Consider the following 16134-nt stretch of genomic DNA (forward strand, 5'->3'; position numbering starts at 1 on the left):
AGGATCGACGGGGCCACGGCTCCACCACTCCAGACCAGTTCCGTCGCGGCGCAACCCCCCGGCGCCGCGCCTCGGCACCGACGACGCCCTGACGTCGGTGCTGACCACCAAGGGCCCCGCGGCGCGCACCCCGCGGGGCCCTTGTCTTGCGCGGTCGGCGTCATGCCCGGTCGGCCGGGGCCGCCCACGACGCCCGGAGTCACCATCCAGTGACCTAGGCCACATAAAGTTTTCATCAGTCCGACTGCAACCGTTTCGGCGGGACAAGGGTCGTAGAGGTCATCCACCGCGCACCAACAGCCACGTCTGTGTGCTCGCACCACGCGCGGTCGTGGGGGCCGCTGCACTCGGAGGGGGGTGCAGCGGCCCCTCCCTTTCCCAGGCCGCTGGATGTACCTCAGGGCCGGGCTCGGCGTCCGGCTCGCCTCGGGGTCCGGCCGGCTCAGGGTCCGGCTCGACTCAAGCGTCGATTTCCGGCCGCGCGCAGCCGCCGCCCTCGGCTCCGCTTTCCGTTCCGGCTTCGCTTTCCGCTTCGGTCCCGCCTTCCGTTCCGGTCCCGCTTTCCGCTTCGGTCCCGGTCTCCGGAGTGCGCACGGGCGGCACCGTCGGCATCCCGAGGTCCGTCAGCCGTAGCGCACCGAACGCGTCGTCGGGCACCGCGGGCGACCGCGGTGCCACCGGTGCCAGCCGCCGGTACGGCTCCCCCGGCGCGGGCCGCCCGTCCGCCTCGCCCCGGTTCGGCCACAGCGCCATCGCCCGCTCCGCCTGCGCGGTGATCGTCAGGGACGGGTTGACGCCCAGGTTCGCGGTGACGGCCGCGCCGTCCACGACCGAGATCCCCGGGTGCCCGTACAGCCGGTGGTACGGGTCGATGACGCCCGACGCCGGGTCGGCGCCGATCGGGCAGCCGCCCAGGAAGTGGGCCGTCAGCGGGGTGCCCATCAGCTCCCCGACGTTCGACCCGGCGAAGCCGTTGATCTCCTCGGCCAGCGCGGTCGCCGCCCGGGTCGCCGCCGGGATCTGGTTCGGGTTGGGCGCGCCGTGGCCCTGGCGCGCGGTCAGCAGGCCCTTCCCGACGCCGGCCGGTTTGCGGTACGTGGTGAGGGAGTTGTCCAGCGACTGCATGACGAGTTGGATCAGGGTCTTCTCCGACCAGCGGCGCTGGGAGAGGGTGCGCAGCGCGAGCACCGGGTGGCGGACCATGCCGCCGAGCCAGCCGGTGACCCGGCCGCGGGCGGTGGTGCGGTACGGGACCTGGAGCGTCGTCAACAGCCCCATGGCGTTGGAGCCCCTGCCGTACCGCACGGGCTCGATGTGGGTGTCGGCGTCGGGGTGGACGGAGGAGGTGATGGCCACCCCGCGGGTGAAGTCCACCCGGGGCGCGCCGTGGCGCTTGCGGTAGCGCCGGTCCTCGGTCTGCGCCCCCACCAGGGCTTCGGAGTTCGTCCGGGTCAGTTCGCCGAGGCGGGGCGAGATCCGGGGCAGCAGACCGGTGTCCTTCATCCGGTGCAACAGGCTCTGGGTGCCGTACGTGCCGGCGGCGACGACCACCCGCCGGGCGCGCAGCACCCGCCCCTTCCCCTTCCTGCGGTCGTCGGTGGGCAGGGTGCCGACGGCGTATCCGCCGCGGGAGTCCTCGGTGAGGGTGACCGCGGTCGTCATCGGGTGGACGACGGCGCCCGCCCGCTCGGCGAGGTGGAGGTAGTTCTCGTTCAGGGTGTTCTTGGCGCCGTGGCGGCAGCCGGTCATGCACTCGCCGCACTGGACGCAGGCGCGGCGCGCGGGGCCGACGCCGCCGAAGTACGGGTCGGGGGCGCCGTCGCCGGGGGCCGCCGTGACGCCGCAGCCGTCGGCGCCGTCGCCGAAGAAGACGCCGACGGGCGCCGGGTGGAAGGTGTCGCCGATGCCCATCGCGTCGGCGGCCGCCTTCAGGTGCACGTCGGACGGCGTCATCGTCGGGTTGAGCCGGACGCCGAGCATGCGCCGGGCCTGGTCGTAGTACGGGGCGAGTTCGCCCTGCCAGTCGGCGATGTCCTTCCACTGCGGGTCCTGGAAGAACGCGGCGGGCGGTACGTAGAGGGTGTTGGCGTAGTTGAGGGAGCCGCCGCCCACGCCGGCGCCCGCCAGCACCATCACGTTGCCGAGCAGGTGGATGCGCTGGATGCCGTAGAGGCCGAGCGCCGGGGCCCACAGGAAGTTCTTCAGGTCCCAGGAGTTCTTGGGCAGGGTGGCACGGGTGAAGCGGCGGCCGGCTTCGAGGACTCCGACGCGGTAGCCCTTCTCGGTGAGCCGCAGCGCGGAGACGGAGCCGCCGAAGCCGGACCCGATGACGATGACGTCGTAGTCGTAGTCGTATTCGTTCTCGTATTCGTCTTCGTATTCGCAGTCATGGCCTTCCTTGCCGTCGCGGTCGCCGTCGCGCTCCTCAACCGCCGGCTCCCCGGGGTGTTTTCGGGCAGGGGGCACCTGGGACATGGCTCTCCTCCGTACGAAAGGGGCGGACCGGGCGGGCGGCCGAGGGGCCGGTCAGACGGTCAGCGCAGCCGGAAGGTCTTCATCAGCCGCAGCGAACGGTTCATCAGGGCCGCGTACTTCTCGTCGTCCATGCCGAACGACGGCCCCAACGGCATGAGCCGCTGCTGGGACACCGTCTGCGCCTCGGTGAACTTGAGGATGCCCTCCGAACCGTGGCGCCGGCCCAGGCCGGAGTCCTTCATGCCGCCCATCGGGGACTGGACGCTGCCGTACGCCGGCGCGTACCCCTCGTTGATGTTGACCGTCCCGGTGCGCAGCCGGGCCGCGATCGCGTGGCCCCGCTTGCCGTCCCGCGTCCAGACGCTCGCGTTCAGTCCGTACGACGTCGCGTTGGCGCGCTCGACGACGTCTTCCTCGTCGCTGAAGCGGTAGATCGACACGACCGGGCCGAAGGTCTCCTCGGTGCACACCGCCATCGGCGGCTCGACCCCTTCGAGGATCGTCGGCTCGAAGAAGAGGGGGCCGACGTCGGGGCGGGCGACGCCGCCGGCGACGACGGTCGCGCCCTTGGCCACGGCCTCCTCGACGTGCCGGGTCACGGTCTCCAACTGCCGTTCGCCGACGAGGGACCCCATGTCGGCCCCGTACGCGAGGGACGTCCCGAGCCGCATCGCCCTGGTGCGCGCCGCGAACCGCTCGACGAAGTCGTCCGCGATCGACTCGTGGACGTACAGCCGCTCGATCGAGATGCAGAGCTGTCCCGCGGAGGAGAAGCAGGCGCGCACCGCGCCCGCCGCGGCCTTCTCCACGTCGGCGTCGTGCAGCACGAGCATGGCGTTCTTGCCGCCCAGTTCGAGGGAGACGCCGACGAGTCGGGCGGCGGCGGCCTGGGCGACCTCGCGCCCGGTGCGGGTGGAGCCGGTGAACGAGACGTAGTCGGCGTGCTTGACGACCTCGGGCCCCACGACCGGGCCGTCGCCGAGCACGACTTGGCAGACCGCCGGCGGGAGACCGGCCTCGATCAGCAGGTCACGCGCCCACAGGGCGGTCAGCGCGGTCTCCGTGTCGGGCTTCATCACGACCGCGTTGCCGGCGACGAAGGCGGGCAGCGCGTCGCCGACGGAGAGCTCCAGCGGGTAGTTCCAGGGGGCGATCTGGCCGACGACGCCGCGCGGCTGGCGCAGTTCGGTGGTCTTCGTCAGCACCGGGACGACGCCGGCGTGGCGCTTGGGACGCAGATACGCGGCGGCGCGGCGGCCGTAGTGCCGGGCGGCGACGGCGACGGCCTGGATCTCCTCGTGGGCGTGCATCCGGGCCTTGCCGGTCTCCAACTGGATGAGGTCGAGGACCTCGGCCTGCCGCTGGAGCATCAGGTCGTGGAAGCGCAGCAGGACGGCGGCGCGGGTGCGCACCGGGGTGGCGGCCCAGACCGGCTGGGCGGCGCGGGCCAGGGCGAACGCCTCGGCGACGTCTTCGGGCGTGGACTCTGGCAGGTCGGCCAGCTTGGCACCGGTGAAGGGGGTGTGGTTGGCCGTCCGTCCGGAACCGACGACTCCGCGGGTCAGTTGGGCCACCACCTCGGGCGTCACCACGTCGGCCGCGGTGCGCGCACGGGTCGGCGCGGGGGCCGTGGGGTTGGTGCCGATGGTGGCGGTGGGGCCGGGAGTGCCCGTGGTGCCGCGGTCGGCGCGCCCGCCGTCCTCACCGCCGGCGCCGTCGAGGGTGGTCGGGGCCTTCGAGTCGGTCATGTGGCCGAGCGTATGCCCCGACCGACCCTTTGGGTACCCGTCGGTAACAGCTTTTGGCCGAACCCTGGACCACGCCAGCGATCACTGGCCGAATAAGCCCTGATCAGGGGCGTCGTCAAGGACACCGGCCCGCGCCGCCCCGCCGCCGTCCGTCGTCCCGCTCCCGCCGCCCCTCACTCGTTTCCGCCGTCCGAGTGACTTCGCTCGGCTCAGAGGTCCTCGATCTTCAGGTTCTCCACCACGATGTCGAAGATCCGCTCGCCCTCCTCGGCCGCCCACCCGTCGGCGGGCCCGGCGACCCGCACCCGCCAGTAGACCTCCTTGCCCTCCGCACCGGTGGAGACCACCCGCTCCATCCAGCGGTCGCGGTCCTCGGACTCCTTCGTCGTGGCGCTGTACGGCAGGTGCTCGACGACCAGGTCGAAGGCGGGCTCGCCCTGGTGGCGGGTTTCCTTGACCGTGACCTCCACGTTCTGGATCTCCCGACCGTCGACGCCGCCCGCCTCGTAGTGCCGCTGCCACGCCTCCTTGGTGGGGGCGATCTCGTCGTCGAAGGCGGTGGTGTCGACCTTCTCCACGAAGACGGAGAAGACCCTGCTCGGGTCGCGATAGGTGACGGAGTAGCCGTCGTCGTCCTGCTCGCGGCGGTAGTCGGAGGGCACGGCGACGCTCGCGGAGACCACTTCGCGGTCGTTGCGCACCTCCCAGCCCTCGGGCAGCCCCTCCTTCGCGAACGGATTGACGAAGACCACGGCGAGCGCTGCGGCCAACGCCAGCACCCCGCCGCCGATGCCGTAGCGGGCCTTCTTGCTGGCGTGCAGGACCGGGGGCACCCAGCGGCTGCCGCGCCCCTGCGGCCCGCCCCCGGCGGCCCGGCCGACCTGCGTCAGCTCGTACATCGACGTCTGCGGACGGGCCAGGGATTCCAGCGTCTGTCGGATCTCCGCCACGTCCGGCCGCATCATGGGCTCCTTGCGCAACAGCCGCATCACGAGCGTGCCGAACGCGCCCGCGCCGCGCGACGGCGGCGGGGGCTCGGCGGAGACCACCGCCTGGAGGGTCGCGTGGATGTTGCTGCGCAGGTACGGCGAGACGCCCTCGACCGCCGCGTACAGCACCACGCCCAGGGACCACAGGTCCGCCTCCGGGCCGGGGGCCTGGCCGAGCGCCCGCTCCGGGGCGATGAACTCCACCGTGCCGACGAACCCGCCCGTCTCCGTGAGCCGCTGCTCGCCCTCGACGTGCGCGATGCCGAAGTCCGTCAGCACGACCCGGTCGGCGCGGCCCAGCAGGATGTTGTCCGGCTTGACGTCGCGGTGCAGCACCCCGGCCGCGTGGGCGGCGACCAGCGCGCCGAGCACGTCGACGCCGATCCGGGCGGCCTCGCCGACGTCGAGCGTGCCGTCCCTCAGCCGGGTGGCGAGCGACTGGCCCTGGACCAGCTCCATCACGATCCAGGGCTGTCCGTCCTCGACCACGACGTCGTGGATGGTGACGACGCTGGGGTGGTCGATCCGGGCGGCGGCGCGCGCCTCGCGCTGCATCCGCAGGTGGGCCGTCTCCCGTTCGTCCCGGCTCAAGTGGTCCGGCAGCCGGGGTTCCTTGACGGCGACCTGCCGGTCCACGACCTCGTCGCGGGCCTGCCACACCGTGCCCATGCCGCCCTGGCCGAGCCGGCCCAACAGGCGGTAGCGCCCGCCGATCAGCCGACCGGAGCCGGCGGCGTCCGATGCGCGGGACGCGAGGGCGGTGTCGGCCACGACGGGTCCGGGCGCTGCCGGTCCGGGCTCGGCGGGGGACGGAGCGGGGGCGGGCCGGGCCTCAGGCGGCGGTTCGTGCTGCGCGGCCGGTTCCTGCGGAGGGGCGGGGGTCCCGGTCGCCTGGGCCGGCACCTGCGACGCCTTCGGCGGCTTGAGTACGTAGCTGGTGGGCTCGGTCGCCCGTCCTCCGTCGTTCGTCATGCGCACCATCCTCGTGACGTCGTGCAGGCGGATGCTACCCACGGTGGACAGCGGATGCAGAGCCGTGACAGTGGCGGACCGGGGGACGGTCGTACGCCCACCGCACGACCGCCGCGAGCGCGCCGCCCGTGCGCTGCCGGGCGCCGTGCTCACGCCCCGTCGGGCGCCCGCCACCCCTTCAGCATCGTGTCGAAGTCGCCCCGGGTCTTCGCCCACGTGGCCGCCGGCCCCGACAGATAGAGCGCGTACTCAGTGCCGTTCGCCGTCTGGTAGAGCTGGTCCACGCCGTGGCGGTCACCGGGGAACGCCTGCCGCTCGGTCCAACTGAACTCCCACAGCGCGGCCTTCTCGCGCCCCTGGAAGGTGTTCCGTTTGAGAGTGGTCCGCTCGTAGTTCGGCAGCCGGCGCAGCTCGCGCTCCAACTGGAGGGCAAGGTCGTACGGGTCGTCGGACTCGGGCTGCTCGTTGACGCCGATGCGCAGGAGGTGCTTGCCGCCGTCGGGCGAGTAGTCCGCCTGGCCGTTCTTGGCGGAGATGCGCTCCCAGCCTTCGGGGACGACGACGGAGAAGCCCAACGGATCCTTGAGGCGCTGCCAGCCCTCCGGCACGGTCTGCCCGCCCTCGGGTCCGCCGGACGCGCCTTCCGAAGGTCCGGCGGACCCGGTGGGGCCCCCGGTGGAAGCGCTCGTACGGGTCTGCTCCTTGCCGTCGCCCGAGTCCGCGTACCTCATGGCCGCGTAGCCGGCGGCGCCGCCCACGACGACGGACAGCAGGACGACGATCGCGGCCGTGCGCAGCCGTCCGCCGCGGCGCTTCTTGGACTGCCCGGCCGGGGGATCCGGTTGGGGAGAGTGAGGGGCTTGCGGGGGTGCGGCGTCCCGGTCCGGCTCGCCGGCGGGGAGCTGGGTGGTCGACGCCCGCGCGTCGGGGGGCGCGGCAGCGGGCGGGGTGGCGGTGGGGGCCTCGCCGGCGTCGGCGTGCGGAACGGCCCGGGTGGCGGCGGAGGTGTCGTGGCCGGTTGCGGCGACGGGCGGGGCAGCGGCGGAAGCGGCGGCGGTCACGGGAGCCGGCTCCTGCCGCGTGCGTATCGCGGCGGTCTGCTCGGGCGCGAGCCGTACGGTCCCCTCCAGCTCCGCCACCACCGCCTTGAGCATCCGCTCCACCTCGGGCCCCACCGGCCGCGCCGCCGGCTCCTTGGCCAGCAGCGCCATGATGACCGGCTCCAGCGGCCCCGCGTGCGCCGGCCGCGCCGGCTCCTCGCTGACCACGGCCTGCATGCTCGACAGCGGCGACGTGCGCCGGAACGGCGACTGCCCCTCCAGGGCCGCGTACAGCGTCGCCCCCAACGACCACAGGTCGGACGCCGGCCCCGGATCGGCGCCCCGGACCCGCTCCGGCGCCAGGTAGTCGATGGAGCCGATGATCTCCCCGGTGCGGGTGATGGTCGAGTCGCCCTCGATGGCCGCGATGCCGAAGTCGGTGAGCAGGACGTTGCCGTCCCTGGCCAGCAGCACGTTCGCCGGCTTGACGTCGCGGTGCAGCACCCCGGCCGCGTGCGCGGCGCCCAGCGCGCGCAGTACCCGCAGCCCGATCCGGGCGGCCTCCAGCGCGGAGAGCCCGTCGGCCTCCTTGGCCGCCTCGGCGAGCGAGGGGCCGTCGACGTACTGCATCACGATCCAGGGGCGCTGGTCGTGTTCGAGCACGTCGTGGACGGTGACCACGCCGGGGTGGGTGATCCGGGCGGCGGCCCGCGCCTCCTTCTGGGTGCGGGCGTGGAGCACGATCCGGTCCGCGTCGGACGCGTACTTGCCGGCCGTCAACTCCTTCACGGCGACGACCCGGTGCAGCACCTCGTCCCGGGCGCGCCACACGCGGCCCATGCCGCCGCGGCCGATGGACTCCACGAGCCGGTAGCGGCCCGCGAGCAGCAATCCGGCGCCGACCTGCACGCCCTGTTCGTTCTCCACGTCCGCGAAGTCCCCCTGCCCCATTCCTTGGTGCCCAGACTACGGAAGGGGTCCGTGAGTCGGAAACGCCGGTGCCGTCCGTGGTGCGCCGGCGGCCTCAGCCGTTCTTCCGGTAGGCGTCGACGGCCAGTTCGTACGCCTCCGTGACCTTCTCGGGGCGGTCGCTCGGGCCGATCACCTGGAGGACGTGGTACCGGCCCTCGATGACGATGACCCGGTTGCGCACGAAGACCTCGCGCCCGCTGCCGTCCTGCCAGGTGTACTGCCCCTCGGCCATGACGCGGCGCCCGACCTCGATCCGGCGCAGCCCGCTCGACGACGACCACGACGAGTCGCGGAACGGCTGGAGTTCGCGTTCGCGATCGCGTTGGTAGACCAGCGGGTCCTCGTCCTGGCTGCGGACGGTGTCCCGGCCGGGGACGATGATCAGGACGAAGTCGTCGTCCGCGTAACGGACCTGGCCGGCGTCGTTCATGGGGCGGCGCTGCCAGGTGCGGTCGACGGCGACGCTGAAGCCCTCGGGGTCGCTGCGCAGCTCGTACCCCTTCGGCAGCTTGCCGGCGGAGCCGGCGGCGGGCGCGGAGGTCTGCGCCTGCTCGGAGCCGGGGCTGCTGCTCGCGCCGCCTGGACCGCCGTCGGTCGACGGGTCGCGGGTGCCGCCGGGCGCGGAGCGGGGGTCGCCCTGGGGCGCGGTGCGGTCCTCGGACTCCCCCGACTTCGGCATGAACAGCACGGCGTACGCCACGGCGCCGGCGAGGAGCAGCAACACCAGCAACAGCAACCTGCGGCCGAGGGACTTCGGGCCGCGCTCGCGCCGGGGCTTCTCGGCCCGGCTCTGCTGCCGGGTCTTGCGGTGCCGGTGGCGGCCGTGCTCGACCTCGGCGGGTGCGCTGCGCCGGCGCCGGCGCACCAACTCGCCCTTGCGGCGCAGGATGGGCAGTCGTTCGCCGCCGCCCGCGACGCCGGCGCCGGACGGCAGCGCGACGACGTCCGTGCCGGCTTCGGGCTCCGGCGCCGATCGCACCAGCGAACGCAGCCAGCCCCGCAGCTCCTCGACGTCCGGCCGCTCGGTGGGGTCCTGGCGCAGCAGCGACTCGACGACCGGGCGCAGCGGGCCGCACTCCTCCGCGAAGGCGGGCGGCTCGGAGCACACGAGCTGGACGAGTTCGGCGGCGTTCTCCTCGGGGTAGGGCGCATGGCCCTGGACGGCCCGGTAGAGCAGGGCGCCGAGGGCCCAGAGGTCGGTGGCGGGCCCGACGGGGGCGGCCAACTGCCAGTTCTCGTGGACGGGGCCGGCCTGCTCGGGCGCCCAGCGCTCGGTGACCGCACCGACGATCGCGATCCGGGCCTGGCGTGCCCGCTCGGCCGCGAGCGGGGTCGTGGGGCCCTGGTAGGCGGGCGGACCGTCGTCGTCCGACGGCGCGTCCCAGGCGCCGGCGGACTGGTGCTGCCGGCTCGACGGCACGGCGGGGGCGGGCACCGGCGGGGTCGGGGTGCGCGGGGCGGGGGCCGGCTGGCGCCGTGCGTCCGCGCCGAGCGCACCGCCGCCCGCACGCTCCGGCCAACTGGACTCCGCGCTGCGGTGCGGTGCGTACGGCTCGGGTGCGGGCGGCTCGCCGGCCGGTGGCGGGGTGGCCCCGGGCGCCGGCGCGCCGCCCGGTCTGCCCGCGCGGGCCACGGGCAGGGCGGGCAGCCCCCCGGAACCCGGCGGGAGGGCCCGCACGCCGTAGGGGTCGCTGTCGCGCTGCGGACGACGGGTCGACGCTCCGCCGTCGGGGGCTGCGGGGCCTGGCGTCGAGCCGCCGGCGCTGAGGGGGCGCGGACCGTCGTGGCCGGGCAGTGGCGCGTCGTGCCAGGTGCCGGCGAGCCGGGCGTGACCGGGGGCGGAGTCGCCGTCCTGGTCCGGGTGGTCTTCGGGGCCGGGGGTGACGTGGTCGTGGTAGCGGGGGCCGACGGACCCGGGGTCCTGGGGGCCCTCGCCGGGCTTGCGCGCCCACCAGTCGGGGTCGGAACCGGTCTGCACCGGGGGGTCGTCGGCGCGGCGCTGCTCGTCGTCGGCGCGGGCCGCCGCCCGGGCGCCGGCGCGGTACGCGGCGATGGCGCCGGCTCTCGCGGCCCGTACGTCCGGCACGGCGGGCGGGGCCGCGTCGTCGTACGGGTCCGCTGACGGGCCTGCCGACGGCTCGCCGTCGTCGCCGTCCGCGCCGTCGTCATCGCCTGCCGCGTCGACGTACCCGCCGGAGTCCTCGCTCCGGTCCTCGCCTGCTTCCCCGCCTGATTCCTCGTCGGACCAGCCGTGGTCGTCGACGGATCTCTCGGCGAAGGGGTCGGCGTCGGGTGCGTGCGCGGTCGGCACCGTCGTGTAGCCGCACAGCGCCTCTTCGGCGGCGCCGGACGCGAGGCCGGTGAGCACCACCCGTCCGTCGTCGCAGACGAGGACCGTACGGGCGGAGATGTTGCGGTGGATCCAGCCCTGGGCGTGCAGCACGCGCAGCGCGGTGAGCACGTCGGAGGCGATCTCGGCGGCCCGGTAGGGCGTGAGCGGCTTCTCCACGAGGAGCGCGGCGAGCGGGCGGGAGGCCACGCGCTCGCTGACTATCCACAGCGAGCCGTCCTCCGCGAAGACGTCGAAGACCTGGTCGAGCCGGGGGTGGTCGGGGACCTGCGCCGCGGCACGGGCCGCCTCGATGGCGCGCACGACGGCCGGGTCCGCGGCCCGACGGGCCGCCCGGCTGGCGGCGTGGCCGAGGTGCCGCCCGGATCCGGGGGCGCCGGGCGGGACGTCGGGATCGACCACCTCCGCGTCCACGACCTCCGGCAACGGCACCTGGCGCACCAGGACTTCCTGGCCGCTGTACGTGTCGAAGGCCCGGGTCTCGACCAGCTCGTACTCATCGGACGGGAGCAGCGGAAGGCGGTAGCGGTCGGCCAGCACCCTGCCCGCGTAGTCCTCCATGACGCATCCCCTCCTGCCCCGCTCCTCGGCCCCGGTGAACCCGACGGCCGGTCATGTCCGGTCGGTCAGGGGCGCGGTGTGGTCGTGGCCAGCCCGCGGCCTCTCACGATACGTGTACCCACTCAGTCCTTGGGCTTGAATGTCGCGAACGCGGTCTCCCGCAGGGTCTTGCACTCCGCGGCGTCCCACTCGCTGGCCTTGCAGGAGACCATGATCGAGTAGCCCCGCTTGGCGTCGACCTTGAAGCCGCGGTTCAGGACGCGTATTCGCTCGCCGCCCTGGTTGCGCTCGAACTCCCAGTCCGCGACGGTCGGGTAGCCGTTGTACTCGACGGCCTTGATGCCGATGTGCCGGTAGCCGCTGCTGGCGCCCTTGGTCGCGGCGACGGCGGCGGACCAGGCGGCTGCGGCGTCGTCCTTGGGGCTGTTGTTGAAGTCGACCTGGACGCGGGGGAAGGCGCCTTCGGCGGTGTTGAAGATGCCGCCCGAGTTCCGTCCGGCGATGTCCGTCATGCGGAAGCCCTGGGGCATCGCCATGGTGAAGCGGAACTGGTCGTTCGACACGCTCTGGTACCCGGCCGGCACGCCGCCCTTCACCGGGTCCTGGCCCTTGGGCGGGGTGATGCCGCTGCCCGAACCCGAACCGCCGGGCTGGCCGCTCTGCTTGCCGGGGTCCTGACCGGTCTCCTTGCCGCTGTCGCCCTTGGGCTGCTCCTTGGTTCCCTCGCCGCTCTTGTCGGCGCTGCCGGGGGTGGTGGCACCCGCGGACGAGGTCCGGTCGCCGCCGGGGGCGCTCTTGTCGTCGCCCTCCTCGCCGTCGAGCGTCAGGTAGAGGATGACGCCCACGACCGCCAGCACGATGCCGACGGCCAGGAAGACCAGCGTGCGCCGCGGCACCACGTCCGTCAGGGGCGCGCGCGTGGGCGCGGCCCGCTGCACGGGCGGCTCCGGCGGGCGGGGGGCCTGCGCGGGCGTACGGGGGCCGGTCGCGCCGTGCGCGGCGGCGGGGCGCGCGGACTGGCCCGCCGACGCGTTGCGCACGGACCGCAGGGCCCCGCGCACCCGGTCCGCGGCCGGCGCCTCCGCGCGGGGCGCGGGCGCCGGGGCGGGCGGCGGCATCACGGGCAACGTCATGGCGCGGGTGGCGTCCGCCGGCAGCACGGCTTCGTCCGGGCCGTTCACCACGGCGGTGAGCAGCGCCCGCGCGCCCGCGTCGTCGAGCCGCTGCTCCGGGTCCTTGGCGAGCAGGCCGTAGATGACCTCCTCCAGCGGACCGGCGTGCTTCGGGCGGTCGAGCGGCTCGGTCATGACGGCGGTCAGCGTGGCGATCGCGGACCCCTTGTCGTACGGCGGGGCGCCCTCGACCGCGGCGTACAGCAGGCCGCCGAGCGACCACAGGTCCGCCGCCGGCCCGGGCCGGTGGCCCCGCGCCCGCTCGGGCGAGATGTACGAGGGCGCGCCGACGAGCATGCCGGTGGAGGTGATCGACGGGTCGCCCTCGACCTGCGCGATGCCGAAGTCGGTGAGCACGACGCGGCCGTCGTCCGAGATCAGCACGTTGGACGGCTTCACGTCCCGGTGCAGGATGCCCTCGCGGTGGGCGGAGCGCAGCACGTCGAGGATGGCGAGGCCGACCTCGGCGGCCCGGCGCGGCGTCAGGGTGCCGTCCTCGCGGATGGCTTCGGCGAGGGACTTGCCCTCCACCAGCTCCATCACGATCCACGGCCGGTCGTCCTCGTCGACGACGTCGTACACCGTGACCGCGCTGGTGTTGCGGATCCGGGCGATCGCCTTGGCCTCGCGCAGGGTGCGGGTGATCAGCCGCCGCTTCTCGTCCTCGTCGATGCTGTTGGGGAAGCGCAGTTCCTTGACGGCGACGGTGCGGCTGAGCGTTTCGTCCACGGCGCGCCAGACGGTGCCCATGCCGCCGCGGCCCAGCACTCCGCCGAGCCGGTAGCGCCCGGCGAGCAGCCGGCCTTCGGTCTCCTCCGTGCCGGAACTCCGCCCGGACGCCCCCGCCTTGCCCGCGGACTTGGCACCCGCGCCCCCCGAACCCTTCGCACCCGCAACTTTCCCGCTCGACGCCTTCGTGCCCCGGGCCTTGTCCTCAGCGGCCTTCCCGCCCTGAGCCTCTTCGGCCCGAGCCTTCTCGCCCCGGGCTTCCGAAGTGCCCGCGCGCTTGTCGCCCGCGCCCGCCTTAAGCGTGCTCTTGTCGGGCGCGCCGTCCCCGCCCGAACTCTTGCCACCGGCGCGCGGCTTGCCGTCGGCCCTTTCGCCGGCACGCTCGTCGACCTTCCCGGCGGAGTCGCCGGATGCGCCCTTGGCGGGCCCGGCGGACCGGTCCGCCGAACCGCTGTCGGTCGTCGCCGACTTGGCGTCGACCGGTCGCGCCCCGGAGTCAGACTCCGGCTCGGCAGGGGATGCCGGCTCGGAGGGGGGCTCCGAATCCGGCTCGCGCTCGGCCTTCGACGGCTCGACGGTCGCCTGCCGGGGCACCCGCCGCGCCGGCTTCTTCGGCGCGTTCTCGCCCTTGGCCGGTGCCGAACCGGCCTCTTGGGCCCCGGCGCCGGCACCGTCCTTGCCGTCGCCCTGGTCCGTGGCCGTACGGCCGACCGCATCCGACGTCGACCGGTCGTCGCGCTGCCCGCCGGGCTCCACCGCCGCCGCAGTCCCGTGCTCCTCGGAGCCGTCCCGCTGGGGCTTCCGCGACTGCTCTGCCTCCGACATGCGTCCCCTCTGCGATCCCTGGTCTTCGCCCGCGCCTGCCGCTCCCGCGCGATGCGGTAACACGCCCTGGCAGAGCTTTCATTGTCCCTCACTCCGGGACTGGCGCGTCTTCCGGGTCCGTCACGCGCCCGGGGTGGTGGCGAGGGTAGTACGGAAGGCACCGGGCGCCCACCATGCCACCGATCCGCGCGAAGCTCACCGTCCGGATGGTCACACCCCGATGAACTCTCCCCGCAGCAGCGCCCGGTTCACCCCCGTACCACCGGGGACGTCCAGGAGGGCGGCCCCCGCCGGGCTCGTCAGCGGGCTCGCCCTCCCGGTCGCGTCACAGCGGGACGATGTCCGGCGCCCCCAACCTCGCCGCGTCCGCCGTGAGATCGTCCGGCTGGCGCTGCGACTCCCGCTCCGCTTCCACGCGCTTCTGGTAGTGCTCGACCTCCTTCTCGATCTGCTTGGCGTCCCACCCCAGCACCGGGGCCATCAACTCGGCGCACTCGCGCGCGCAGCGCGTGCCCCGGTCGAAGGTCTCGATGGAGATGCGGGTCCGCCTGGTCAGGACGTCGTCGAGGTGGCGGGCGCCCTCGTGCGACGCGGCGTAGACGACCTCGGCGCGCAGGTAGTCCTCCGCTCCGGCCAACGGCTCGCCGAGGCCGGGGTCATCGGCGATCAGGGCCAGCACTTCCTGGGCGAGCGACCCGAACCTGTTCAACAGGTGCTCCACGCGCACGACGTGGATGCCGGTCCGCGCCGCGATCCTGGCGCGGGCGTTCCACAGCGCGGCGTACCCCTCCGCGCCGACCAAGGGCGTCTCCTCGGTGACGCAGGCGGCCACCCGCTGGTCGAGGCCGTGCACCGCCTCGTCCACCGCGTCCTTGGCCATCACCCGGTACGTGGTGTACTTCCCGCCGGCGACGACGACCAGCCCGGGCACCGGATGGGCGACCGTGTGCTCGCGGGACAGCTTGCTCGTGGCGTCCGACTCGCCGGCGAGCAGCGGACGCAGTCCCGCGTACACCCCTTCGACGTCGTCCCTGGTGAGGGGGGTGGCCAGCACCGAATTGACGTGCTCAAGCAGGTAGTCGATGTCGGCGCTGGAGGCGGCCGGATGGGCCTTGTCGAGGTCCCAGTCGGTGTCGGTGGTGCCGACGATCCAGTGGCGGCCCCACGGGATCACGAAGAGGACCGACTTCTCCGTGCGCAGGATCAGTCCGGTGGTGGAGTGGATCCGGTCCTTCGGCACGACGAGGTGGATGCCCTTGGAGGCGCGCACGTGGAACTGGCCGCGCTCGCCGATCAGCGCCTGGGTGTCGTCCGTCCACACTCCGGTGGCGTTCACGATCTGGCGGGCGCGGATCTCGTACTCCCCGCCGCCCTCGACGTCCTGCACGCGGGCCCCGACGACCCGCTCGCCCTCGCGCAGGAAGCCGATGACCCGGGCCCGGCTGGCGACCTGGGCGCCGTACGTGGCGGCGGTGCGCACCAAGGTGGCCACGAAGCGGGCGTCGTCCATCTGCGCGTCGTAGTACTGCAAGGCGCCGACCAGGGCGTCCTTCTTCAGGCAGGGCGCCACCCGCAGCGCGCGCCGCCGGGAGAGGTGCCGGTGCACCGGCAGGCCGCGGCCGTGGCCCGAGGAGACCGACATCGCGTCGTACAGCGCGACGCCCGACCCGGCGTAGAAGCGCTCCCAGCCCTTGCCCTGGAGGGGGTAGAGGAACGGAACCGGCTTCACCAGATGCGGCGCCAGCCGCTCCAGCAGCAGACCGCGCTCCTTCAACGCTTCGCGGACGAGCGCGAAGTCCAGCATCTCCAGATAGCGCAAGCCGCCGTGAATGAGCTTGCTGGAGCGGCTCGACGTGCCCGATGCCCAGTCCCTGGCCTCCACGATGCCCGTCGAGAGCCCTCTGGTCACCGCGTCGAGCGCGGTGCCCGCGCCGACGACGCCGCCGCCGACCACCAACACGTCCAGCTCCCGATCGGCCATTGCGGCGAGCGCCTGCGCGCGCTCCTCGGGTCCCAGTGTCGCTGTCCTCACTGCGTGCCTCCCGTCGCCCCCGTCTGTCGTGCCCGGGCCCGGACCCCGGCCCTGGCCTACGCCAGGGCCACGTCCACGAACGCCCGCGTCCCGTGCGCGCGTCCAAGTCCCGTACCGCACACGCGCGATCCGCACGTCCGTGCGCTTACCGCGCCGACGTACGCACCGTGCGCCTGCCCGCACGGGCCCGACCCATGTGCCGCGCGCCCGACCGACCGGGCGGACGACGCGGCACGCTGCTGCACCCACCTCCGGGATTCCGCCCCGGT

Annotated in this window: 7 protein-coding genes; all 7 read right to left on the reverse strand. The window is 74.1% G+C overall.

The window, feature by feature from the left end; translation table 11 throughout:
* Nucleotides 1-459 precede the first annotated feature (459 nt).
* Nucleotides 460-2475, reverse strand: coding sequence for a GMC family oxidoreductase N-terminal domain-containing protein (locus tag ACH4E8_RS04340; protein WP_398444188.1), 2016 nt, complete (start codon nt 2473-2475; stop codon nt 460-462).
* Between the two features lie 59 nt (nt 2476-2534).
* Nucleotides 2535-4223: a succinic semialdehyde dehydrogenase gene (locus tag ACH4E8_RS04345; protein ID WP_398444190.1), complete on the reverse strand. Its 1689-nt coding sequence runs from the start codon at nt 4221-4223 to the stop codon at nt 2535-2537.
* Between the two features lie 209 nt (nt 4224-4432).
* Entirely contained in the window at nt 4433-6184 is a 1752-nt protein-coding gene (locus ACH4E8_RS04350) for a serine/threonine-protein kinase (RefSeq protein WP_398444192.1), read from the reverse strand.
* 149 nt (nt 6185-6333) lie between these two features.
* On the reverse strand, nt 6334-8175 hold the full coding sequence (locus tag ACH4E8_RS04355; RefSeq protein ID WP_398444194.1) for a protein kinase: 1842 nt from the start codon (nt 8173-8175) through the stop codon (nt 6334-6336).
* 73 nt (nt 8176-8248) lie between these two features.
* Nucleotides 8249-11107 carry a protein kinase gene (locus ACH4E8_RS04360; protein ID WP_398444196.1) on the reverse strand — a complete coding sequence of 953 codons (2859 nt, stop codon included), beginning with the start codon at nt 11105-11107 and terminating at the stop codon, nt 8249-8251.
* 122 nt (nt 11108-11229) lie between these two features.
* Nucleotides 11230-13833 carry a protein kinase gene (locus ACH4E8_RS04365; RefSeq protein WP_398444198.1) on the reverse strand — a complete coding sequence of 868 codons (2604 nt, stop codon included), beginning with the start codon at nt 13831-13833 and terminating at the stop codon, nt 11230-11232.
* Between the two features lie 325 nt (nt 13834-14158).
* Complete coding sequence (locus ACH4E8_RS04370; RefSeq protein WP_398444200.1) at nt 14159-15865, reverse strand: glycerol-3-phosphate dehydrogenase/oxidase; 1707 nt, start codon at nt 15863-15865, stop codon at nt 14159-14161.
* Between the last annotated feature and the right edge of the window lie 269 nt (nt 15866-16134).

It is taken from the genome of Streptomyces sp. NPDC017979 (genome assembly GCF_044328175.1).
Lineage (GTDB): Bacteria > Actinomycetota > Actinomycetes > Streptomycetales > Streptomycetaceae > Streptomyces.